Annotated in this window: 22 protein-coding genes; 10 read left to right on the top strand and 12 right to left on the bottom strand. The window is 41.1% G+C overall.

Annotated elements, in window-relative coordinates:
• The first annotated feature begins 269 nt into the window (after positions 1 to 269).
• Positions 270 to 593, top strand: coding sequence for a YfhH family protein (locus A5N88_RS12025; RefSeq protein WP_066266304.1), 324 nt, complete (start codon positions 270 to 272; stop codon positions 591 to 593).
• A 228-nt stretch (positions 594 to 821) separates the two neighbouring features.
• On the opposite strand, the gene A5N88_RS12020 is transcribed toward A5N88_RS12025, so the two are convergent.
• The 4 genes from A5N88_RS12020 to A5N88_RS12010 all read right to left on the bottom strand — a co-directional run bounded on the left by A5N88_RS12020 (position 822) and on the right by A5N88_RS12010 (position 3,186).
• Positions 822 to 1,463 carry a GNAT family N-acetyltransferase gene (locus A5N88_RS12020; protein ID WP_083953301.1) on the bottom strand — a complete coding sequence of 214 codons (642 nt, stop codon included), beginning with the start codon at positions 1,461 to 1,463 and terminating at the stop codon, positions 822 to 824.
• Positions 1,464 to 1,702: 239 nt separating this feature from the next.
• The gene (locus A5N88_RS24365) at positions 1,703 to 1,858 is read right to left on the bottom strand and encodes a YpzG family protein (RefSeq protein WP_083953131.1); all 156 of its coding nucleotides are present in this window, start codon (positions 1,856 to 1,858) and stop codon (positions 1,703 to 1,705) included.
• A 46-nt stretch (positions 1,859 to 1,904) separates the two neighbouring features.
• Positions 1,905 to 2,078 (bottom strand): small, acid-soluble spore protein K, encoded by a 174-nt coding sequence (locus tag A5N88_RS12015; protein WP_066266299.1) that lies wholly within the window; start codon positions 2,076 to 2,078, stop codon positions 1,905 to 1,907.
• A gap of 127 nt (positions 2,079 to 2,205) precedes the next feature.
• The gene (locus tag A5N88_RS12010; protein WP_066266294.1) at positions 2,206 to 3,186 is read right to left on the bottom strand and encodes a metal-dependent hydrolase; all 981 of its coding nucleotides are present in this window, start codon (positions 3,184 to 3,186) and stop codon (positions 2,206 to 2,208) included.
• Between the two features lie 554 nt (positions 3,187 to 3,740).
• Between A5N88_RS12010 and mutY the strand changes: the two genes are divergently transcribed.
• The gene (mutY, locus tag A5N88_RS12005) at positions 3,741 to 4,853 is read left to right on the top strand and encodes an A/G-specific adenine glycosylase (protein WP_066266292.1); all 1,113 of its coding nucleotides are present in this window, start codon (positions 3,741 to 3,743) and stop codon (positions 4,851 to 4,853) included.
• 290 nt (positions 4,854 to 5,143) lie between these two features.
• Here mutY and A5N88_RS12000 read toward each other — a convergent pair whose 3' ends face one another.
• Together A5N88_RS12000 and gltB are read right to left on the bottom strand one after the other, a co-directional pair.
• Positions 5,144 to 6,589: a glutamate synthase subunit beta gene (locus tag A5N88_RS12000; RefSeq protein ID WP_066266290.1), complete on the bottom strand. Its 1,446-nt coding sequence runs from the start codon at positions 6,587 to 6,589 to the stop codon at positions 5,144 to 5,146.
• Between the two features lie 54 nt (positions 6,590 to 6,643).
• The gene (gltB, locus tag A5N88_RS11995) at positions 6,644 to 11,236 is read right to left on the bottom strand and encodes a glutamate synthase large subunit (RefSeq protein ID WP_066266288.1); all 4,593 of its coding nucleotides are present in this window, start codon (positions 11,234 to 11,236) and stop codon (positions 6,644 to 6,646) included.
• Between the two features lie 133 nt (positions 11,237 to 11,369).
• On the opposite strand from gltB, the gene gltC reads away from it, so the two are divergent.
• Positions 11,370 to 12,275, top strand: a complete 906-nt coding sequence (gene gltC / locus A5N88_RS11990) for a glutamate biosynthesis transcriptional regulator GltC (protein ID WP_066266284.1) — start codon at positions 11,370 to 11,372, stop codon at positions 12,273 to 12,275.
• 464 nt (positions 12,276 to 12,739) lie between these two features.
• Here the strand turns inward: gltC and yfhS are convergent, their stop codons facing one another.
• Complete coding sequence (yfhS, locus tag A5N88_RS11985; RefSeq protein WP_066266278.1) at positions 12,740 to 12,925, bottom strand: mother cell protein YfhS; 186 nt, start codon at positions 12,923 to 12,925, stop codon at positions 12,740 to 12,742.
• A 336-nt stretch (positions 12,926 to 13,261) separates the two neighbouring features.
• Between yfhS and fabL the strand changes: the two genes are divergently transcribed.
• From fabL to A5N88_RS11955, 5 genes are all read left to right on the top strand, one after another.
• Positions 13,262 to 14,011: an enoyl-[acyl-carrier-protein] reductase FabL gene (fabL, locus tag A5N88_RS11980; protein ID WP_066266277.1), complete on the top strand. Its 750-nt coding sequence runs from the start codon at positions 13,262 to 13,264 to the stop codon at positions 14,009 to 14,011.
• Between the two features lie 326 nt (positions 14,012 to 14,337).
• Positions 14,338 to 14,631, top strand: coding sequence for a gamma-type small acid-soluble spore protein (locus tag A5N88_RS11975; RefSeq protein ID WP_066266276.1), 294 nt, complete (start codon positions 14,338 to 14,340; stop codon positions 14,629 to 14,631).
• A gap of 317 nt (positions 14,632 to 14,948) precedes the next feature.
• Entirely contained in the window at positions 14,949 to 15,200 is a 252-nt protein-coding gene (locus A5N88_RS11970) for a YgaB family protein (RefSeq protein ID WP_066266275.1), read from the top strand.
• Positions 15,201 to 15,732: 532 nt separating this feature from the next.
• Positions 15,733 to 16,263 carry a nucleoside tri-diphosphate phosphatase gene (gene ntdP / locus A5N88_RS11960; RefSeq protein WP_066270474.1) on the top strand — a complete coding sequence of 177 codons (531 nt, stop codon included), beginning with the start codon at positions 15,733 to 15,735 and terminating at the stop codon, positions 16,261 to 16,263.
• Between the two features lie 217 nt (positions 16,264 to 16,480).
• On the top strand, positions 16,481 to 18,229 hold the full coding sequence (locus A5N88_RS11955; RefSeq protein ID WP_066266269.1) for an ABC transporter ATP-binding protein: 1,749 nt from the start codon (positions 16,481 to 16,483) through the stop codon (positions 18,227 to 18,229).
• 62 nt (positions 18,230 to 18,291) lie between these two features.
• Here A5N88_RS11955 and A5N88_RS26280 read toward each other — a convergent pair whose 3' ends face one another.
• The 5 genes from A5N88_RS26280 to A5N88_RS11935 form a co-directional block, all read right to left on the bottom strand.
• The gene (locus tag A5N88_RS26280) at positions 18,292 to 18,537 is read right to left on the bottom strand and encodes a CBO0543 family protein (RefSeq protein ID WP_302467003.1); all 246 of its coding nucleotides are present in this window, start codon (positions 18,535 to 18,537) and stop codon (positions 18,292 to 18,294) included.
• 423 nt (positions 18,538 to 18,960) lie between these two features.
• Positions 18,961 to 19,170: a hypothetical protein gene (locus tag A5N88_RS11950; RefSeq protein ID WP_066266267.1), complete on the bottom strand. Its 210-nt coding sequence runs from the start codon at positions 19,168 to 19,170 to the stop codon at positions 18,961 to 18,963.
• A gap of 120 nt (positions 19,171 to 19,290) precedes the next feature.
• Positions 19,291 to 19,779, bottom strand: coding sequence for a hypothetical protein (locus A5N88_RS11945; protein WP_066266264.1), 489 nt, complete (start codon positions 19,777 to 19,779; stop codon positions 19,291 to 19,293).
• Positions 19,780 to 19,929: 150 nt separating this feature from the next.
• Positions 19,930 to 21,012, bottom strand: a complete 1,083-nt coding sequence (locus A5N88_RS11940) for an FUSC family protein (RefSeq protein ID WP_066266262.1) — start codon at positions 21,010 to 21,012, stop codon at positions 19,930 to 19,932.
• 241 nt (positions 21,013 to 21,253) lie between these two features.
• Positions 21,254 to 22,540 (bottom strand): glutamate-1-semialdehyde 2,1-aminomutase, encoded by a 1,287-nt coding sequence (locus A5N88_RS11935; protein WP_066266259.1) that lies wholly within the window; start codon positions 22,538 to 22,540, stop codon positions 21,254 to 21,256.
• A 176-nt stretch (positions 22,541 to 22,716) separates the two neighbouring features.
• On the opposite strand from A5N88_RS11935, the gene A5N88_RS11930 reads away from it, so the two are divergent.
• Together A5N88_RS11930 and bcp are read left to right on the top strand one after the other, a co-directional pair.
• Positions 22,717 to 23,139, top strand: a complete 423-nt coding sequence (locus A5N88_RS11930; RefSeq protein WP_066266257.1) for a potassium channel family protein — start codon at positions 22,717 to 22,719, stop codon at positions 23,137 to 23,139.
• Positions 23,140 to 23,201: 62 nt separating this feature from the next.
• Entirely contained in the window at positions 23,202 to 23,684 is a 483-nt protein-coding gene (gene bcp / locus A5N88_RS11925; RefSeq protein ID WP_066266249.1) for a thioredoxin-dependent thiol peroxidase, read from the top strand.
• Positions 23,685 to 23,878: the final 194 nt, after the last annotated feature.

Raw genomic sequence — 23,878 nt, 5'->3', positions numbered from 1 at the left:
AACTCCTTTAGTTAAGTCGTTTTTACTGTTTTAATTTTCCGTGATTTTTCAAACTCGCCCAGTCTGTCCGCCGCTAAACGGCATCTTCCACTTTTCTCTGTCCAGCTCCAAGCGCCACCGGCTCTAGGTCATAAGCCAGCCTGGCCAGAAGGTTAAAGACCGAACCTTCCAGCCAGGCTGTCTTATGCTGGTCGCCGGTAATCGGGCGCTTTCCGCTTTTCTATTACCGCAGAGTTCATTATACTAGAAGAGGACAAGGTGGTGTCAAAATGGAAAGAGAAAAAAGATATAGTGAAATGTCGGAATATGAATTAACACGAGAAATTGCAGGTTTAACTGAAAAAGCCCGCAAGGCGGAACAACTGGGCATTGTGAATGAGTATGCAGTGCTTGAAAGAAAAATTATTATGGCAAAATCATACCTGCTTAATCCGGATGATTTTCATGCTGATGAAGTGTATCGGATAAAAGGGGACCCAGGAGCATACTTTAAAATTGATTATATCGATGGTGTTTTTGCCTGGGGCTACAGAATGACCGGCGGACAAAACCAGGAAGCTTTGCCGATATCGATGCTTATAAAATTAACATAACCAGATAAGCCAGAAATAAAAGGCAGTCATTGCTGACAGTGTGAAAATTATTTTTTATTAATTGTGTTAAATTTTAGTGTTGATAACTGCTCGTTTTTTAGCTCATTCGTGTGAAACGGCCGTTTCATACGAATGAGCTAAAAAACAACAGTGTCCATTAAGCCTTTTTATTAGATAAAAACTTGGTAAAGATTGTTTAACAACACAAAGCATGGAGGGGGGAATCCTCTATTCTGCTTTGTGTTGTTTACTGATTAGCGTATTCGAGGAAAACAGAGACCGAATGGCATGATTTTTACAACTCCACTTATCTTGGTTCCATTTGATTATTTTTTTCCACTCTGGCTGTAAAAGTGAAAAGATGAGGGCATCATTTGAACGATTATGCTGATAAAGGTATCCCCTTAAAAGTCCTTCCTGTTGAAAACCAAGGCGGATGAGAAGAGATTGTGAAGCATTGTTTTCCGGAAAGGTCACAGCGCCAATCCGATATAAATCTAAATCCGAAAAAGCGTATTGCAAAATGGCTTTTACTGCTTCTGATGTATATCCTTTTCTCCAATAATCAGGATGGAGTTCATAGCCGATTTCTGCCCTTTTATTTTTCAATTGCAGATTATTCAATCCAGCAGTACCTATAAATTCATTCGTTTCTTTTAAAAAGATACCAAAGCGTATGGCCCGATTTGCTTCGTATAATTCAGCGAGCGATTGAATGAGTGCAGCAGCTTCTTCTTCTGTTTTTAAACTTTCCATTCCATAAAACTGAGTTACAGCATCCAGTTTCATTATATTGAAGTAGGCTTTTGAGTCCTTCAGAGTAATCTCCTTTAAAAGGATTCTGTTTAAATGAAATTCAGGAAATTCCATACTATTACGCTCCTTTGGTTTTTTATTTATCTGTGTATGTATCCCCTGATACTCCTCGTTCAAGGGCATTAGATTTCGAATCCTCCTCTTTGTAAAATCATTTCCTATGATCAAACACTTTTTGATAATGTCTAAAAATTCTATGGAGTATTTAAATTAAGAATAATTCGATTATTTGAGTTTGTACAGAAAAATAGAAAAAGGAACCGGAGAAATGTCCGATTCCTTTTCTAACCCTTTTACGCTTGTTTTCGTGTTTGACGCTTGAGGATAATCAAGTTTTGTGTCTGGGTTGTTTGGCCATTTGCCTGTGAATACCCGTGCTTTGGCCTGTACCATCCCCTGTTAAAAGGACTGGCACTTCTGTTTAAGTGAGTGTTTTGCTCTCTGCCCATTGCAAAAGCCCCTTTCCATCAAGTGTGTAAGTTCTTCGGAAAATACTTAAAAAAGATCTGCCGAATCTTGATCACGCTGGCTGGATGCTCTCATGCGTTCCTGAGGATGGGTATTGATGGAACCATCTGCCCGTTTGGATGCATACTCTGCTTTTGCACGCGGCTCGCCTTCAAACTTGTTATCGTTCCCATATGGAAAGCCCTTAGCTTTGTTCCTCATGAAGAAACCTCCTAAAAGTTTATCCATATCGCGAAAAGGCGGTTGCATTGACACCTTTCCGCGTAAAAATAGTATTTGCATTTAGGGCGAAATTCTACCCGTACAGTTTTTGGACGATTTGGCAGAATTAACGCGGTGCAACGTCAAGTTTTTTCTTCAGCTTATCGGAATTATAGATCCAGCCTGTGTAAGAGCCGGTTATAGTTAAATCCTCATTCAAATTGACTACAGCGACAAATGGGTAATGGCCGTTGCTTCGATAGCGCAAATCAATAAATCGTACTTCATACCCATCCTTCCGTTCATTTACTTCCCATCGGTAAACAGGGGAGAAGGATAAAAAAGCTGAAATATTTTTGTCTTTTTTTGCTGCTTGAAAAATAGGGGTGTTCGGAACGGGCTTTCGCTTAAAGGTATCCAAAATCGTAACAGATTCTTTATAGCCCCTTCCAACGTAAAAAGTATCTTTTGACGTAACTGCAATTCTCCAGTGGGAATATCGCATCGTCGGTGCAATGATTATGGTTTCTGCCTCAGGAATAATCTCCAGTACTGACAGCCGTATTTTTGATTGAAAATAAAAACGGGACAGATAATATAAGAAAATAATGAAGTACATGACCAAGAAGGTAATTCCGGGATTTGCGCCCTCAATCCACAAAAACAGTCCTACAACATGGATGCTGAAGATGTAAGGGTCAAAGGTATTAATTACACCCAATGCCACCCACCTGGAGGAAAAAGGGCGGAGAGCCTGTGTTCCATAAGCATTAAAAATATCAACAAAGACATGTAAAAATACTGCGATAAAAGACCACATCCATAGATGGGCAAAGTTTGCTTCCGGCACAATCAAATGAATAAAGATTGAGATTAAGATTGGCCATAAAAGCACTGCAGGTACGGAGTGAGTGACCCCTCGATGATTTCTTATATAAACTGCATTGTTTTTAAATTTTAAGACGGTATCAATATCTGGAATTTGCGAACCAATGACAGTTGCAGCGAGAACAGCATGGAAATTCACCGTACTGTCAGCAATAACAGGATCTAACGTTGCCAGGCCGCCTAATGCAAATCCCATAACCAAATGGGTTCCTGTATCCAAGGTAGTTTCCTCCCTTATTTAGCATCCCTATTTAATCCTTATTTAAGAATTTTCAATTTCAGGTAAGGCTCTTTTTGTAAACTTTGTTGTTATTTGAGTCAAAATGCCGCGAACACAGACAACATACTAATTATTCTTTGTATGTAAAGCAGCAATGCAATAGCAGCCTTATATAAAGCGAAAAGGACCATTCTAAATTATTTATTCACTGTAAGAATGCTGGTTATTAAATGATTCCCTGTTAAGGAGAATGACAATCCTTGTATAATAGTGCATTTATCTTGTTTTCGACTAAAAACATGTTATGGTAATAAGGTGATAAACGCGACACTTTTTTATTTCTGTTATCTGGCTGGAATCGCCTTGATTTTAACATTAATAAAGTTTCGTATCCACTTAATTTTTATATTCAGCCTGTTTAGAAAAGGGATGAATCAATTTAAAACATATCCTTGTAAATAAAAGGACATATAGGTTCTTTAAAATGTTCAATTTCAAGGATACTAAATATTATTCCCAAAAAAACAGGCCTTCTAACATATGGAGGAATGTTTGTGTCCAATACACCGTTAAACCATTTACAGGATTTTAATATAACAGCCTTTCAAAACGATTTAATTGGATGGTTCAGCAGGGAACAGCGGGACTTACCATGGAGAAAGGACAAAGATGCCTATAAGGTGTGGGTATCTGAAATTATGCTTCAGCAAACAAGAGTTGATACAGTGATTCCTTATTTTGAACGATTTATGGAAAAGTTCCCTACAATTGATGACCTTGCCCTTGCGGATGAGGAAAGCGTTTTGAAGGCATGGGAGGGTCTTGGCTACTATTCACGTGTCAGAAATCTCCATTCAGCAGTGAAAGAAGTCCGCGAACTTTATGGAGGGATGGTTCCTGATTCACCAGCCGAGATCTCCAGGCTTAAAGGGGTAGGTCCTTATACCGCAGGAGCCATTTTAAGCATTGCTTATAGCAAAGCAGAGCCTGCAGTAGATGGAAATGTAATGAGGGTGCTGTCGAGGATATTATCCATTTGGGAGGATATAGCCAAGCCTTCTGTGAGAAAGGTCTTTGAAGAAGCAGTACGTGCTCTTATTTCACATGAAAATCCTTCTCATTTCAATCAGGCATTAATGGAGCTGGGGGCATTAATTTGTACGCCAACATCACCATCCTGTCTGCTGTGCCCGGTGCGCGAACATTGTCATGCGTTTGAGGAAGGAACGACTGGAGAGCTGCCTGTAAAAACGAGAAAGAAATCAACCAGACATGTGGATTTGATAGCAGGGGTGCTAAAAAATGATGAGGGGAAAATTTTAATTCATAAGCGTCCCCAAAACGGCCTTTTAGCGAATCTGTGGGAATTCCCCAATGTGGAAAAAAACACGATTATTTCGCCGCGAACAACTTTAAAAGGCTATTTATCAGATGAATATAAAGCAGATACAAAGATTGAAACAGGCTCTTTCACAAGTATTGATCATGTATTTTCGCACTTAACCTGGAATATTGAAGTTTTTGCGGGTACATTGCAGGGGGACGTGGAAGAAACGGATACCGTGAAGCTTGTTACACCGGATGAATTAACAGAGTATGCCTTTCCAGTCTCTCATCAAAAGATGTGGAGAGCCTATCAAGCACTTCAATTGGAAATGCCGTCATAAAAGATTTAAAAAAGCTTGGTTTGGCCAAGCTTTTTTAGTAAATCTGACTTTTGGATAAGAATGAAATTCTTTATTAAAGGCTTTTTTTAAGGCCTCTTTTTGTTCAGTTTTAACAGAGAATTTTAATAGTCTGGCTCCAGCTCCTATTGGCCAGCTGGTTTAACGAAGTTATTCTATCAGTATTATATAAAAAAAGTACGAAACGAGCTTTTAACCCGGCTCACAAACATATAACCTTTTTAAAATGTCACTTTGTTAAAGGCTCTTTTCGTATTATTTAACATAACAATCTATGCGAGAACAGTCTTGTTAAAAAGGAACTCTTCCATTTCCTGTGCTGCTTTTTTCCCTTCCTGCATGGCCCATACGATTAAACTTTGCCCTCTGCGTGCATCACCTGCAGCGAAAACACCCTCTACGTTTGTCTGATAACTGTTGTCAGCTGTTTTAATTCGATTGGATCGCGTTTCGATAGCCGAAAGGTTTTCTGATACAGTCCCTTCAAAGCCAATAGCAATAAGAACAAGTTCAGCTTCCCAAATACGGCTTGCAGCATCGGACGTATCAAATCGATTAAACGGAATTGTTTCCAGAGCGGCAACTTCGCCATTTTCGTTTCCGATAAAGGCTTTTGTTTGAATAAAATACTGGCGGGGATCTTCTCCCAAGACGTCCTTTGCTTCTTCGTAAGCATAATCAAGCGTAAAGACCTGGGGGTTTTCGGGCCAAGGGTTATGTGCTTCCCTGGTGGTGGAAAGCTGGCCGTATTTACCAAACTGTGCAACGCTTTTACAGCCTTGTCTAATCGCCGTTGCCACGCAATCTGCACCAGTGTCCCCGCCGCCTATTACCACCACTCGCTTTCCTTTGGCGCTGATAGCCGGCTCTTCTTCGGACTTGTTTAAATAATGCTTTGTGCTTAAAGTTAAATAATCCATAGCCGCATATATTCCTTTTAAATGGCTGCCTTCTATGCTTAACTCGCGGGGTTTTTCTGCTCCAATACATAAAAGAACAGCATCGTAAGCAGTCTGTAATTCTTCAAGCGAAATGTCCTTGCCAATTTCAGTGCTGCCTATAAATTGGATTCCTTCCGCTTTTAAAAGCTCTATGCGGCGCTCAACTGAGTTTTTATCAAGCTTCATATTGGGGATGCCATACATAAGCAGCCCGCCAAACCGGTCTGCTTTCTCATAGATAGTGACAGAATGACCTGCCTGATTTAAATCATCTGCTGCTGTTAAACCGGCAGGTCCGGACCCGATGACAGCAATTTTTTTGCCTGTTTTCAGCTTTGGCTGTCTGGGAGTGACCCATCCTTCTTGAAAAGCCTTATCAATAATGGCTTTCTCAATACTTTTAATGGTCACTGGATCGCTCGCCAGGCCGGCAGTACAGGAGCCTTCGCAAGGAGCAGGGCAGGCCCTTGATGTAAACTCAGGGAAATTGTTGGTTTTGGCAAGCCTGAGATAGGCTTCGTGCCATTTGCCTTCATTTACAAGCTGGTTCCACTCGGGTATCAGGTTATAAAGAGGGCATCCGCTTGTGCCGGACTGCAGGACAGTGCCCATCTGGCAGAAGGGAGTGCCGCAATCCATGCACCTGGAAGCCTGCTGCTGCAGTTTGAAGGCAGGCAGAAGTTTTTGATACTCCAGCCAATTCTGTACACGTTCCGCGGGAGGAGCTTCCTTGAAATTTTCTCTTTTTATGTCTAAGAAGTTCGTATTCGCTGCCAATTTCTTCACTCCTTTATTAGGTTAAAGCCAGCTTGCAAGGAACATCCCTGCAAACTAGCCCTTCAGTTCTGTACTGAGGCTTTCAGCTTCTTCAACCGGATCCAGAACAACATTGCTTTGTTTTAATCGAAAAGCCTCAAGCTCAGCTTCTGATGCGGACAATCCACGGTTGTGAAGGATATCGATCATATTCGTCATACTCTTATATTCAAGTGGAATCACTTTTAAAAATTGGTTTAAGGCTGTACTCCAATTTCTCAAAATTTCACCGGCTATGGGGCTGGAGGTATAGTGGTAATGCTTTTCAATCATTTGATAGAGTTCAACGCAATCCTGATCCGTTAAGCTGTCCTCAACGCTGACCATCTCACGGTTAATTTTATCAAAAGTGTCACCAGCTTCTTGGCCTGTATAAATATAAGCGACTCCGCCGGACATACCTGCAGCAAAGTTCTTGCCGACAGGGCCCAGGACAGCAACACGGCCACCAGTCATATATTCGCATCCGTGATCGCCGACCCCTTCTACAACTGCGTATGCACCACTGTTTCTAACACAGAAGCGCTGTCCTGCACCTCCGCGTATATAGGCTTCGCCTGATGTCGCTCCGAAAAAGGTCGTGTTTCCAATGATGGTATGGGCATGAGATAAGTCCCACTTGCTTCCAGGCTTGATAATAATTGTTCCGCCGGACAGCCCTTTCCCTACATAATCGTTTGCATCGCCTTCAAGGATAATGCTCAAGCCTTTTGGAATAAATGCCCCAAGACTCTGCCCTGCTGATCCTTTTAAAACCAGTTCAATCGTATCCTTTGGAAGGCCGGCTGCTCCAAATGCCTTTGAAATGCTATATCCCAGAGTGGTACCGATTGTCCGGTCCGTATTTCTGATAGGGAAGGTGAATACTGCCTTTTGTCCGCTTGATATCAGTTCTTCACAAACAGGAAGGAGGTTTCTTTGGTCAAATCGTGTATCCAGTTGATGCTCTTGCTCCTGGGCTTTATAGTAAAAGCTTCCTTCTTTTAAAAGAGGCTTGAAAAGCAAATCCTCAAGGTTCAAATGTTTCGCTTTCCAATGTGATTGTACTTCATCTTTTATGCGGAGGAGCTGAGTCTGCCCTACAAGCTCGTTTAAGCTTCGATAACCCAATTCAGCTAACAGCTCACGAATTTCTTCTGCAATAAACGTTAAATAATTTACAATATGGTCAGGACTGCCCATAAATTTTTCCCTCAGCTTAGGATTCTGTGTAGCAACACCTACTGGACATGTGTCCAAGTGGCAGGCTCTCATCATGATGCAGCCCAATGCAACGAGAGGAGCAGTTGCAAATCCATATTCCTCAGCACCAAGGCATGCAGCGATGAGAACATCCCGTCCTGACATGAGCTTTCCGTCGACTTCAAGGGTAACCCGATCTCGCAGGCCATTTAACACCAGCGTCTGGTGAGCCTCTGCCAGCCCGAGCTCCCAAGGTACACCTGCATGCTTTATGCTGGAACGAGGGGAAGCTCCTGTGCCTCCATCATGGCCGGAAATTAAAATGGTATCAGCCAGCCCTTTTGCTACGCCTGCTGCAATGGTTCCAACACCAGCCTTTGCCACAAGCTTTACACTGATGCGTGCGTATGGGTTGGCGCTTTTCAAATCATGAATCAGCTGAGCAAGGTCTTCAATTGAGTAAATATCATGGTGGGGAGGAGGGGAGATAAGCCCTACTCCTGGTGTGGATCTCCTTACTTCAGCAATCCAAGGATATACTTTGCTTCCGGGGAGCTGGCCGCCTTCACCCGGCTTTGCTCCTTGTGCCATTTTAATTTGAATTTCATCGGATTCTGTTAAATAGTGGCTTGTAACACCGAAACGGCCCGAGGCAACCTGTTTAATGGCACTCCGTCGAGAGTCTCCATTTTCATCGAGTGTATAACGGCTATCCTCTTCGCCGCCCTCGCCGCTGTTACTTTTTCCTCCGATTCTGTTCATTGCGATGGCTAATGCTTCATGTGCTTCTTTACTTAAAGAACCATATGACATCGCTCCTGATTTAAAGCGTTTAAAAATGACTTCAATCGACTCTACTTCCTCCAATTCGATTGGCTGTCGGCTGCTCTTTAAAGTAAGTAAGCTGCGGATGGTCGTAAAAGGACCGGTTTGCTGCATCTCTGTAAATTTCTTATAAACTTCTTTATCATTGGTACGTGCGGCACGCTGCAGTGTATGAATGATTAAAGGATTGAATTGATGATGTTCGCCTTCCTTCCGCCATTGAAGCTCGCTTCCTGTTTCTAATGCTGGGTCAGCAATTTTAAAACCATTTAAAGCCTGCTGATAGCGGGAGAGTGATTCGGCGGCAATTTCATTCAATCCAATCCCGCTTATTTGGCTCGGGGTTCCTGTGAAATAGAGTTCCGTAACTTCGCTTGATATTCCAATGGCTTCAAAGGTTTTAGCACCACGATAGCTTTGGATGGCCGAAATGCCCACTTTGGACATAATTTTTACAACACCGTTTAATACAGCATGGAGATAATGCTGTACTGCCTCTTTGTACGAACAGGACAAGTGCTTCTCCTGGACAAGACTTCTAAGTGTTTCAAACGCTAAATAGGGGTGGATGGCATCCGCTCCGTATCCAAGCAGCATGGCCATATGGTGTGGATCGCGGGGCTCCCCGGAATCCAGAATTAAGCTTGCCTTTGTCCGTAATCCTTTTTTTATTAAATAATGATGGAGGGCAGATGTTGCAAGTAAAGCCGGCATTGGAACGTCCAGCGTATCATTCAGCCGGTCTGATAAGATAAGAAGGGCAGCGCCTTTTTCAATCGCTTCTTCTGCCTGCGTAAAGAGCTCTTCTAATGCAGTTCTTAAACGGGTTTCTCCATCAGCTGCTGAATAGGCTATCTTTATTTCAGCTGCTTTAATTTGTTTGTTTTGGATTGCAAAAAAGCTCTCGGTATCAAGGAATGGGTGTTCCAATAGAATGCGTTTATTGTCCATTTCACTGCGACGAAGAAAGGAGGACTGTGCTCCCAGCCACGTTAAAGTGGAAATGACACATTCTTCTCTTAGGGCATCAATTGGCGGATTTGTAACCTGGGAGAATCCCTGTTTAAAATAATGATAGAGAAGCTGCGGCCTCTCTGACAAAACAGCTAAAGGTGTGTCCAGACCCATGGAACCAGTGGCTTCCTTCATTTCCTCTGCCATAGGTTTAATGGATTTTGTCACTTCTTCATACGTATATCCAAACACCCTTTGAAGGTATAGGAGCTGTTCTGGCTGATGTCCGGGAAGAGCGGCAAGGCGTTCTTTTTTGCTGTTAAGGGTGAGAACGGAGCTTTCGCTGTATTCACTGTATGGTTCTTGAGTACTGACAAGGGTTTTGAGTTCTTCATTCGAAAGAATACGTCCCTGCTCGGTGTCAACAAACAGGAGTTCTCCAGGCTTAAGGCTGCGCCTTTCCAGAATCATCTCATCGGGAATGTCGACTACCCCCACCTCAGAGGAAAAGATCACCTTATCATCCTTTGTTAGATAATATCTTCCTGGACGCAGCCCATTCCGGTCGAGTGTTGCCCCAATTTGTTTTCCATTTGTAAAGCCGAGTGCCATTGGTCCGTCCCACGGCTCCATCAATTGGCTGTGATACTGGTAAAAGGCTTTAAGGAAAGGGGGCATATCATTTTGCTGCTCCCATGGCTCCGGCACCATCATCATGATCGAACGGGCCAAAGAAATCCCATTTAGAGTGATAAATTCCAATACATTATCGAACATAGCGGAATCGCTTCCGCCAGGCTGTATGATAGGGGTGATCTCTTCAATTGGAAGGTCTGTAAGTTCTTCTGCCAATAAAGCTGTCTTTGCATTGAACCAGTTTTCATTTCCTTTGATGGTGTTAATTTCACCATTATGTGCCAGCATCCTGTTGGGGTGTGCACGGTCCCAGCTGGGAAAAGTGTTCGTGCTGAAGCGCGAATGAATTAATGCGATGGAAGAACTAAATAATTCCATGCCAAGATCAGGATAAAATAAAGGCAGCTGCTCGGCAGAAAGCATCCCCTTATACACAATCGTTTGATTGGAAAGGCTCGCTACATATAAAATAGAAGGAAACTGCTTCTCTACCTTTTTCCTCAACAGATAAAGCTTCTTCTGAAAAAGTGTTTCTTCTAGTGCTGAACATGGCTCCAGGAAAACCTGAGTGATCTGCGGCTGGGCTTTCCTGGCGGCTGTACCTATTACATTGGGATTTACAGGCACTGCTCTTTCACCTATAAAAGAGAGCCCTAAAGAGCCTGCTTCCTTTTTCCAAGCGGCTAAAATGTCCTTCTGCAGTTGGTAATCCTGCGGCATAAAAAGCATTCCAGCAGCATAGCTGCCTTGTTCGGGGAGTGGAAAGGGGCAGGCTTTGATGAAAAATTCGTGAGGAATCTGCAGAAGAATTCCTGCTCCGTCACTGCTTTCATTGTCTGAGCTTTTACCGGCACGGTGATCCAGCCTCGCAAGCATTTCCAGAGCAGTCGTAATAATTTCATGAGAAGGACGTCCTTTTATATCTGCATAAAAGCCAATACCGCAGGCATCATGCTCATATTGTGGACGGTAAAGCCCGGTGGTATGCTGATTTTGTAAGTTTAGTCTCATTTCAAACATTCCTTCCATAACAAATTCTGTCCGAAAAGTGTGATGATTCAAATTTTACTTTATGTTAATTAATCTATACAATATATAATAAAGATGAAAACAATCTAAAGATTAGAACGTTTGAGGTGGAGTAGTGGAATTACGCCAATTGATATACTTTATTGAGGTAGCAAAGCGTGAGCATGTAACGAAGGCTGCTGAAGAAATGCATATAGCACAATCGGCGGTGAGCAGGCAAATCTCTCTGCTCGAAGCAGAGCTGGGAGTCACGCTTTTTTACAGGGAAGGCAGAAATGTCCAATTAACGCCAATCGGCAAAACCTTTCTTGAACATGCGGAGCTGGTATTACTTGAGCTGGATAAAGCCAAGAAAAAAGTGGAGGAATATTTAAATCCTAATGCAGGAGTATTAAAGCTGGGATTTTCAACAGGTTTATCGGTTCAAACCTTTTCTATGGTATTTTCACAATTTAAGGAAATGCATCCTAATTTGCAATTTCAGCTGCTGCAAGGGACGCAAGGCTACCTGTTAAAGCTGATGGAACGGGGTGAAGTTGATATTGCCTTTGCAGCTCCTGTTCCCCAGGATGAGCCATTAGTAAAAGGGGATATTTTATTTACTGAAAAAATTCTGCTTTTAATGCCGGAACATCATCCTCTTGCACAGCAGCATTCTATCCGAGTTGGGCAGCTGCGTTCAGAACGCTTTGTGACTTTCCGAGCGGGTTTGCCCATTCGCCAATTTCTTGATAAAGCGTGTGAGCAGGCAGGATTTGAACCTGCCATTGCTTTTGAAGGAGAGGATATGGATACAATTAAAGGGTTGGTTTCAGCAGGAATCGGAATTGCTATTCTGCCAGAACTTGCGCTTGCCAGTCATTTGCCTGGAGGTGTTGTAACTGCTGAAATTAGTGATGCAAAATTTGCACGATCTGTAGGTCTCATTACCCCGAACACAAGAAAACTTGCCCCCTCCGAACAGCTCCTTTACCAATTCTTAAAAGCCTTTTATGACCGTCTATACAGATTTCAGCTTTAAATCTGGGCGCTACGATATTGTATTTGGGCTCCTTTCAATGGTGCATGGCCAATGAAAGGAATCTAGATAAAAAAAATTCTTAGCTTGCCAGCTATTGATAGGAATTAGATGTGATTAATGGAAATCACGATAAAATCCTTCTTATTTATTAGGAGTTTATTTCCAATAATTATCTGTTAGTCTGCAGTTTAAAGTGCATTCGTGTGAAACTATCGTTTCACGCCTTTCAGCTTAGCTGAAAGGCGTGAGCTAAAAAACAACAGTGTCGTTTAATGAAGACTTTTTTTGAAAATTGTTTAACCAATTTAATCTTTGTCCAGCTTTAGCGCCTATCGGATTTCTACGTCTCCTCCCTACGATAAGTCAACATCAGCTTGTGAAAAGCCTCGCTGTGTTTCCTTTATCTCAGTTGAAGACTAGGAAATCCGTACGCCGATGGTCAAGGCGCTTCCGCTTTTCTTGACTTAACCGTGATTAAATCCTCCCCGCTTTTCAATTTCCTCTATTATTTCCCTGTGAATGGTTTGGCCTTCTGCATTCAGATAAGGAACCATCTGCTGCAGGGAATAATGAAAGAAGGAAAGCTCTTCCTCAGACCAATCCGTTATTGAAATCATTGATAGCTCCGTCATATCGCGTCCATCATGCATATTGAAAACTCCTTTCGGGCCTGATCATGGCCTAAGCTGATTAAATTAAAGGCTCTGTTACAGATTAATGTTAATTTGAGACATATGTTGATTGGAGATGAAAAGCGAGACTCCTGGTTAGGGGAATCGTTTTAGGTGGATACCTCTCAGAAGCATGCAAGAAGAAGGCTCCCCTGCTCCTGAAGCGAAATTCAAAAGGCAAGATTAACACGGCAAAATTAAAAGGAAAAAGCATATGTGAACGGTTTTTCTCTGTTTATATTCCCTCAATGTTTGTGATTCATTCCTTCTATCTGTACAATAGAACTATTTAAAAGTGAAGGATGGTGTGTATAAATGACAAACAAAGTGGCATTGGTAACGGGAAGCAGCCGTGGAGTAGGGAAAGCCATTGCAATTGAATTGGCTAAGGAAGGCTATGACCTAGTAATTAATTATGCCCGCAGTAAATCGGCAGCCCTTGAAACAGTGGAAGAAATTGAAAGGATTGGAAGAAAGGCGCTGCTGGTAAAAGCAAATGTAGGCGATGTCGATAAAATTAAACATATGTTTGAAGAAATTGAAAATACATACGGCAGGCTGGATGTGTTCATTTCGAATGCTGCATCAGGGGTTTTGCGCCCAGCAATGGAGCTTGAAGAAACACACTGGAATTGGACGATGAATATTAACAGTAAAGCGTTGTTATTCTGTGCACAGGAGGCAGCCAAGTTAATGGAAAAGGGCGGCGGAGGCAAGATTGTCAGCCTAAGCTCGCTGGGCTCAATCCGCGTCCTGGAAAATTATACGACAGTTGGCGTTTCCAAGGCAGCTGTAGAGGCATTAACCCGCTACCTTGCTGTTGAACTAAGTCCTAAAAATATAGTGGTAAACGCAGTTTCAGGAGGTGCCCTTGATACAGATGCTCTGAAGCATTTTCCTAATCGTGAGGAAATGTTGGAGGATGCAAGAAAAAATACACCAGCAGGACGTATGGTTGAAATTGATGACATGGTGAAGGCCGTGAAATTTTTAATATCGGAGGATGCATCAATGATCAGAGGGCAGACGATTATTGTGGACGGAGGAAGGTCGCTCACTCTCTAGAAAAGGTTTCTTTTTTAAAAAATAGGCTATGTTAAAGTTCTATGTTGAAAACTGCTCGTTTTTTAGCCATTCGTGTGAAACTGCCGTTTCAGACGCCTTTCAGCTCAGCTGAAAATACAGTAAAGAGAAAGGAAACCAAAGCAAACAAGTTTGCTTTGGTTTCCTTTCTTTAATGTAAAATGAACTAAAAAACAACAGAGCGTTATAACGAAAGCCTTATTCTTTCAGCAAGTAACAATTCCCAATTTATTCTTTTTATTTTTTGTCGAAAAAACACATAAGCACCTCCGGCTTTGGTTACATTAATTTACGTGGAGGTGATTACAATGGCAAAAGAAATGGGAAAAACTCAAGCAGGTACTAACGTATCAAAAGTAAAACAACAAAATGCACAATCTTCACAAGGCGCTCAAGGCCAATACGGAACTGAGTTCGGAAGTGAAACAAACGCTCAAGAAGTAAGACAGCAAAACGCTCGTTCTGCACAAGGCCAACAAAAATCTCAAGGCCAATACGGAACTGAGTTCGGAAGTGAAACTAGCGTTCAAAAAGTAAAACAACAAAACCAACAAGCTGAATCTCGCAAGTCTCAAAATGCTGGCAAATTCGGCCAACAATAAGCATGAAGAAAGGGCACCTATCAGATGGTGCCCTTTTAATGTTTGTCTAGCTCCAGCGTCTATCGGCTAGCAGATTTCTACGTCTCCTCCCTACGATAAGTCAATGTCAGCTCGTGAGCGGCCTCGCTTTGATTCCTTTATCTCAGTCGAAGACTCTGAAATCTGTACACCGATGAGCAAGGCGCTTGCGCTTTTCTTATTGCCAGATTCCTATTTCGACAAAAGCATTATTTTTATGACATAACTAGTCAAAGGGATTTTTTATTTCTGAGCGAATTGATGTATAAAAGGGCTAATGAAAAGGGTGGTTTGTAGCAATGAAAGCATTCAATGAGCTTGTCTCGGACCAAATGAAAACGATGGAAAAGCTTTTGTACTTGCAATCCGAGATTGAACGATGCCAAGAGCTTGAGGGAGAACTTCAGGAGCTGGAGGAATCCGCAAGGCTGGACAGCATTAAAAAGGAAATTATCTTAATGAAAAATGAACTAAAAGAAATACAAAAAACCTTTGAAATGCAGACGGATGAAGTGATCCGCTCCTATCATAAGCAAAAGCTATTCGCTTAAAGTCTTTACAGGATCATTATCTGGATAATTCCTTGGGGCATCTCTTTTCGTCATATATTGAAATAATGCTGAAAATTGTATTGCACCGGTAAATAAAGCAGTTGAAGAAGAGATTTTTGCTTAGTGCCCTTTTTGTAAATTTTGTTGCTTTTTATACAAAAAACCAAATTCAGAATAAAACTTGTGAACTGCTTACGAAAAGATGCCGAGAAGACAGACAACAAACGAAACTTTTCTTTTTACTTAAAGCAACAATCTACGCGAAAACAGATTTGCTTAGAGAGCCCTTGGGAAATGGGCTCTTTTTGTTTTAAAAATCCTTGAAAACCGTTATAATAGTAAAAACTTTATGATTTAACAGGAACGGATTGAATTACCTGTTTTAAAAAAGGGAAAAGCTTTAGAAACAGGTATTATACATATTATTAAGGAAAAAATGGTACTACACATACATAACCAGCTTTTCGTACTAAAAATTGGATTGGAAGCGGGGCCTCCTATAAAAATAAATAAAGAAAGAAGGGGAGAAGAAATGGGGATTCCAGTTGAAGGTAAAAAAATACAAATACATAGTTATAAACATAATGGCCTGATACATCGTATATGGGAGGAGACTACCGTTTTAAAGGGGTCCAAGTCTATCGTTATCGGGGGAAACGACAGAACGCTTGTAACAGAGTCGGACGGAAGGACTTGGATAACAAGGGAGCCAGCCATCTGCTACTTCCATACGGATCACTGGTTCAATATCATTGGCATGATACGGGAAGATGGTATATATTATTATTGCAATCTTGGATCCCCATTTGTATATGACAGTGAGGCATTAAAATATATTGACTATGATTTGGATATCAAGGTTTTCCCTGATATGACCTATACCCTTTTGGATGAGGATGAATATGAGTATCATCGCAAACAAATGGGGTATCCTGATGTTATAGATCATATTTTAAAACGGAATGTTGACAACCTTGTCAGATGGATAAGGCAGCGAAAAGGCCCGTTTGCACCTGATTTTATTGATATCTGGTATGAGCGTTATTTAACTTATCGCCAATAGTGTTTTTGTGTTTTTTTATAAGCAATAGTTCACCTTTTAAATGGAGATTCTGCCTGTTGGTGTTATGGTCAACAGGCTTTTTTGATGGACAAGTATAAAATTTAGTATGAGCATTTGTTCATCGTGCGTGAGTAGAGTTGGAGAAGGGATCCACAGACGCAATGGTAGAGGAAGTACAATATAGAAGAAGGATTGGAGAATATCGGAGGTTTTTAGAGTGGGAAGTATGAGAAGGTATTTGCAATTTGTAAGACCATTTAGAATTCAAATCATTGGAACGATCATTATTGGAATTATTAAATTTGGGATTCCATTATTGATTCCGCAGCTGATTAAGTATGTCATTGATGACATCATTAATAATCATCATATGACTATTGCAGAAAAGTCATCCAAGCTTGTATTGGTGATGACCGTTATGCTGGTTATTTTTATTGTTGTAAGGCCGCCGGTAGAGTACTATAGGCAATATTATGCACAGTGGACTTCAAGTAAAGTTCTTTATAATATCCGTGATAGTCTTTTTACTCATTTGCAAAGGCTGAGCTTTAAGTTTTATGCCAATACCCGTGCAGGTGAAGTGATTTCAAGGGTAATCAATGATGTGGAGCAGACAAAGGATTTTGTCATTACAGGATTAATGAACGTTTGGCTTGATTCTATTACCATTATCATTACGATCATCTTGATGTGCAGGATGGATATAAGATTAACGTTGATTTCTGTTATTGTTTTCCCATTGTACGGAGGATCCGTTAAATACTTTTTTGGAAATCTCCGTAAATATACAAGAGATCGGTCACAGGCTCTCGCAGAGGTTCAGGGTTTTCTGCATGAAAGGGTTCAGGGGATGCCGATTATAAAGAGTTTTGCAATTGAAGATCATGAACAGGAACAGTTTGCGTTAAAGAACAGCAACTTCCTGGATAAGGCACTTACGCATACCCGTTGGACAGCCAAATCGTTTGCTGTAGTAAATACGATTACAGATATTGCCCCGCTCATTATTATCTTTTATGCTGGATATCAGGTTATCCATGGGCATTTATCAGTCGGAACTTTGGCAGCTTTTATCGCTTATATTGATAATCTGTACAGTCCGCTGCGCCGTCTGGTTAATTCTGGTACAACCCTTACGCAGGCATTTGCTTCTATGGATCGTGTGTTTGAACTAATTGATGAAAAATACGATATTGATGATAAGCCTGGAGCAGTTGAATGTAAACATGTAAAAGGGGAGCTGGACTTTCAGCATGTAAGCTTTTCCTACGATAAAGAGGAGGATCCTGTTCTAAAGGACGTGGACTTAAAGGTTCGAGCGGGTGAAACTGTAGCATTGGTGGGTATGAGCGGAGGCGGAAAGTCTTCTCTGGTTAGTTTGATCCCCCGTTTTTATGATGTTACACAGGGGAAAATTGTATTAGATGGAACGGATATCCGTGATTTCAAGGTCAGAAGCCTAAGAGACAAAATCGGAATGGTTCTGCAGGATAACATCTTATTTAGTGAATCGGTAAGAGCGAATATTATGCTGGGAAGGCCAGGAGCCACAGAAGAAGAGGTAATTGCTGCTGCCAAAGCTGCAAATGCCCATGAATTTATTTTGAATCTCCCAGACGGCTATGATACACAGGTGGGTGAAAGGGGTGTTAAGCTTTCCGGGGGGCAAAAGCAGCGGATTGCTATAGCCAGGGTATTTTTAAAAAACCCTCCTATTCTGGTTCTTGATGAAGCTACATCGGCCCTTGATCTGGAAAGTGAGCATCTGATACAGGAGGCGCTAGAAGAACTGGCTAAGGACAGAACAACCTTTATCGTGGCCCACCGTCTATCGACTATAACGCATGCCGATCGTATCATTCTGATTGAGCATGGCAGAATTGTAGAAATGGGAAGGCATGAAGAGCTAATGGGAAAACAGGGAAGTTATTTTCATTTGTTCCAAATCCAGCAGCTGGATGTCTAGGCCAAGTAGCCATATAAAAAGGACGTGAATAGACTCACGTCCTTTTTATATGGCTTTTTTTCCTAAGAAATAGAGAGAGTTTTATTATTTATTTTTCGAATAACGGCGATTACAAGCCGGCAAAGCAAAAACTTAATAGCCAGGCTCGTAAACGAGTGGTACCAAGTCCAGCCCTTTTTCCATGTGATTAGATTCGACTTTCGTTCGGCAATCGTTTCAATAATCACTTCCGGAATTGCGAAAGGGAGTATTTTGAGGAATATCCCCAACGGCTTGCTGTTAAGTGTCCATTGATTGTAATAAAGCAATAATAACGGGTAGAAAATCCAATCAAAGGGAAGGTGGTGGGAAAACAATTTTGGGAAGGCCGTATTTTATATTCCAAATATCCCTTGGATACAAGATAGCGATCTGCAAGGGAATTACCAATAACACTCACAAGATACACAATGATCCAATCCTTGAAGGGACGTTTTATGATGGACAAAGGAAGAAGGAATAAGGAAATCATTGTAGTGATCGTTAAAAAACCGACTTCATGTTTTTTTCCAAAATCTAAAGTACCTCCATTTGCGTTAGTGTATCTCCAATCTGGTTGTGTTCGGAAGAAGGCAGATGAATTGCTCCTGAGGATAAGATGAGAAAGGAATAATAAGAGACAGGGGTTGAAATAATGTTTCAAAACCAGAAGGGATAGCCTGCTCACCAAGAAAAAAGTTGAGTTAAACTTTTTAATGATACTTTTGAGCAGCTTTTTCAGTGTCTCTTTTAATGCGGAGGATGAGGTACTCTGTTTGAAGCTGTGACCAAATAAATCCCCCTAGCATTAACTTAAAGTACAATTTTCGATCCTGTCTATTTTCTTTTTTCCGATTCAATCGAATCGAGAGCAATGTCGTGAAAATTTGAATCATAATTGTCACGTAAAAAAACTTTTTCATGAAGCAGCTCCCTCTTTTAATTAATGGATTGTGTGGTATACGAAAGCAGCGGAAAATGTATGATTGTGCATTTCTGTCTATTTAAGCGAAAAATCCCAAATGCTTCAAAGTGATAAGTGTTCAATCATCCGGCAAAGTCGATTTTGATTTTGGTCTGGTAAATAATTTTTCGAATAAGAATTGAAAGCCGTACATTGAAATGGACTTTATTAAGAAAATCATTGAAAGTTGGAATTTTTTTAGCCTAACCAGTGAAGCGTAATTAATTTTTTTAAAATAAATAAGAACCAGGTAAATAAAAAAAGAGTCGACTATCGTATTAACTGCCATATATCGCTTGAATTTACCGTAAGTGTATTTTAGTATCCAAAGGGAGCCGATGAAAAAGGGACCAATAATTAATGGAATTTCTCCCAGGACATTTGGCTTGTACTTACCAAAAAACCTCCACCATCTCTTCTTTTCAGCAATAAGTCCTTCTGCCAAAAGAAAGCAGCTCATAAACAAAGCTCCAGGAAGATAGCGTTTAATCGATCTGACTCCAAGAAACGGGAGGGAACACCAAGGGAGAACTACCATTAACAGAATGACCTTCTTTTTTCCCAGCATCCTCTAAAACATCCTTTGCATTATTCTTAATCAATATTCTTCCTCCGTTTCCCTAATATATGTATGAATGAAAAAGGGAGAAAAAAGAGAACGCCAGCTTTCGCCGGCGTTCTCTTTTTCTTATATAATCCATTAACAATACAGCTGTCTTTACTCATCCATTCCTTCTTGTATCTCCACTTCGTTTTTTCCGTGATGGTAGGTTTGGAAGCTGTCAATGAGGATTTCCAAATGTCTAAGTTCATCCTGGTATTCCACGATGGTGGATAGCAGTCTCATCAGATGGTATGTCTGTACCTGATCCTGTATATGATGCTCTTTAATCTCAGAAATAAAAAGATTCATCAAATCCTCACTTTGGCTCATCTCTAAATTTGACTCGGTTTCAGTCAAAGGCCGAACTTTTCCCAAAAACATGAGCAAAAGCTTTTCATGCTCATTTGAAAGAGAATCTACACGTTCCTGTAGGAGATACTTCATGTTTTCAGACATCTGGCACAGATCGTTTTCAAAGCGGTGCAGCATTTTTAAAATGCTGAAGCTCAGCTGCAATACAAATACCATTTGTTTGTATATAACAAGCTTTCGTTTTTTGTCTTTATTTACTCTTTGGAAATAACCCCGTTCCTCGTTATAAAGAGTATAAAATTCATTTACTTTGTTTAAGCGCTCTTTAAATTTCTTAATATCATTTTTTAATAAATGGTAATCCGATTCCTGTCGGGAGGTCAAACGCATCCATTTCAGAACGTCTTCTGTCATATTGGAAATTCGTAAATATAACTTATTTTCGTACTTTGGTGGCATGAACACGAGATTAACGATAAAAGAAGAAAGAATTCCTAATAATAGCGTCGAAAAGCGTATTCCGGCAAACTGCAGGAAATGCTGGCCGGGTGATTCCATAATGGCAATCATGGTAACGAGTCCCAAGCCAATTGTGTTTTCCAGCCTAAGCTTTAACATAATAATGATCGTCAAAATGGCTCCAAGACCAACGATTAAAAAGTGATTGCTAAAAAATATTACCAGGACAACGGCAATAACAGCCCCAATCACATTTCCCTGTATCTGTTCAACAATGGACAGATAAGAGCGATAGATAGTGGGCTTTATGGCAAAGGTTGCAGCAATACCAGCAAACATAGGAGAAGGTAAATGGAGCAGCTGGGCTAAAAATAAAGCTAATGTTATTGCTATCCCCGTTTTTATAATGCGGGCGCCAAGCTTCATAATTTATATATTCCTCTCTATACTTTAAAAATCTTCAGAGTCTAGTATTACTTCCTATATCCAAATGAAGGGTGTATAAAACAATCATGAAATACTAAACAATAATGTAGTAATATACAGTGTCTTTTCCAGAATTTCAAGCCTAAATTTTTCCCTTTCCCTTGAAATCATATTCTTTTCCAATTAAAAAAGTCCTGCAATATCGCAGGACTTTTCAGGTTTTTAAAAACGTATCTTACGTTTATAGCTGTGAAAACGCATGATCGACAGCCTGAAGCGTTTCTTTAATATCTTCTACCGTATGGGCGGTTGTGATAAACCAGGCCTCATATTTAGACGGGGCAAGGTTAATTCCCTGATGCAGCATCAATTTAAAAAACCGTGCAAAAATTTCACCGTTTGAAGCTTCCGCCTGCTTGTAATTTTCTACTTTTTCGTCTGTAAAATAAATGGTCAAAGCACCCTTTAAACGGTTAAGGGTAATGGTCACATTATGCTTAGCAGCAGCAGCTCTGATGCCTTCTTCAAGCATAGCGCCAAGTCGGTCAAGCTTTTCGTAAATTCCTTCTTCCTTCAGCACCTCAAGGCATGCAATACCAGAGAGGATGGACGCTGGATTACCCGCCATGGTTCCTGCTTGGTATGCAGGTCCAAGCGGGGCAACTTGCTCCATGATTTCTTTTTTCCCGCCATAAGCGCCAATCGGAAGGCCGCCCCCGATAATTTTTCCTAATGCAGTTAAGTCAGGTGTAATACTAAGCAGGTCTTGAGCACCGCCATACATGAAACGAAACGCAGTAATGACCTCATCATAAATGACTAATGCTCCTGCCTGATGGGTAAGTGCATTCACTTCTTCTAAAAAGCCCGGATTTGGCTCTACAATCCCGAAATTGCCGACAATCGGTTCAACCAGAACAGCTGCAACCTCATGCCCCCATTTTTCAAGAGCTTCTTTAAAAGGTTTAATATCATTAAATGGTACCGTGATTACTTCTTTTGCGATGCTCTTTGGAACCCCTGCTGAATCCGGAGTCCCAAGAGTAGATGGGCCGGAGCCTGCCGCTACAAGCACAAGGTCTGAGTGTCCGTGATAGCAGCCTTCGAATTTAATGATTTTATCTCGGCCAGTATAAGCTCTTGCCACACGGATGGTCGTCATAACGGCTTCAGTGCCTGAGTTAACGAAACGGACTTTGTCCATGCCTGGAATTGCTTCTTTCAGCATTTCTGCAAATTTTACTTCGAAGGGAGTCGGCGTGCCGTATAGTACGCCATTTTCAGCCGCTTCTTTAATGGCTTCAGTAATATGCGGGTGGGCGTGTCCTGTTATGATGGGACCGTAAGCGGCAAGATAATCAATATAACGGTTATCATCCACATCCCAGAAATAAGCGCCTTTTGCGCGCTTCATGGCAACCGGAGAACCGCCGCCAACTGCCTTGTAGGAACGGGAAGGGCTGTTGACGCCTCCTACAATGTGTTTTTGTGCTTCATTATGTAAAAGTTCAGATTGCGAAAAATTCATAGAATAACCTCCTATTGAGAAACTCAAACTTCATTTTATGCCTTCCCCATAGTGATGTCCAGTAGCCGCTCTTTTTCTGGAAAACGTAAAACGATTCCAAATAATACAAGGTTTTCTTCATATAACGGTCAGTGGAATCGTAAGATAAATTAATTGGAAAAAAGGGAGAACAGCATATGGTGTATGGTTTGATGTTGTGTGTCATTCTTTGTATTGCAATGAGCATTCGAACTTTATTTATGCCTGCTAAGCTTAGGTACAAGCTTTTCTCATTCGAAAATTTTCTTTTTCTTGCTTTTACTTACAGCATCATTATGATGGGCTTCGGCCTGTTATACATGCTTTGTGAAGTAAAAGGTATGCCGATTATTACGGAGCATAATGCGCCATTGGAAGGCAATTTTCCAAGCAAATTCGGCACCTGTCTTTATTTGAGTGCTATGACACTTTTCTCAGTAGGATTTGGCGATATTATCCCGCATGGGTTTGGGAGATTCCTTGTAGTGCTGGAGGCATTGCTCGGATACACTTTGCCAGCGGCCTTTGTGGTTAAATCCATGTTTGGTTATGAGGAAAGCCCAGTTAGTAAAAAGCAATAATTTGCCTTCCTTTATTGATTCCGTTACGCTTGTCTTATAACGAATGAAGGAGGATATTTACTATGACTTCAATACAAATTGGCAAGCAGGCACCAGATTTTGAATTGCATGCAAGCAATGGGGAAACAGTGAAGCTGTCTGACTATACAGGCAAAAAACACGTAGTTCTTTATTTTTACCCGAAGGATATGACGCCTGGGTGTACAACTGAAGCCTGCGATTTTCGGGATCAGCATGAGCGGTTTTCAGAATTGGATGCCGTCATTTTGGGGGTAAGCCCAGATCCTCTTGAACGGCACGGAAAATTTATTGAAAAGCATGGTCTGCCATTTTTACTTTTAGCAGATGAAGAGCATAAAGCTTCTGAAGCGTATGGTGTATGGAAACTTAAAAAGAATTTCGGCAAAGAATACATGGGAGTTGAACGATCCACCTTTATTATTAATCGTGAAGGCGAGCTTGTGAAGGAGTGGAGAAAAGTAAAAGTGGATGGCCATGTAGAAGAGGCACTTCAGTTCATAAAAGAGAACCTTTCTGAAAAATAAAGCCTATTTTTACTTATATGCGGCATTTGTCCATTCAAAAGGTCGCTAGTGACATACCTTATACTAGGGCATACCTCCTCAGATAGTCTAACATTAGGGACCGAGCAATCGGTCCTCTTTTTTTGGATAATGATGTGTTAATATTTAATGCTGATAACTGCTCGTTTCACGCGAATGAGCTAAAAAACAACAGT

It is taken from the genome of Heyndrickxia acidicola (genome assembly GCF_001636425.1).
Lineage (GTDB): Bacteria > Bacillota > Bacilli > Bacillales > Bacillaceae_C > Bacillus_AE > Bacillus_AE acidicola.
This window is presented reverse-complemented; position numbering and strand designations above follow the sequence as displayed.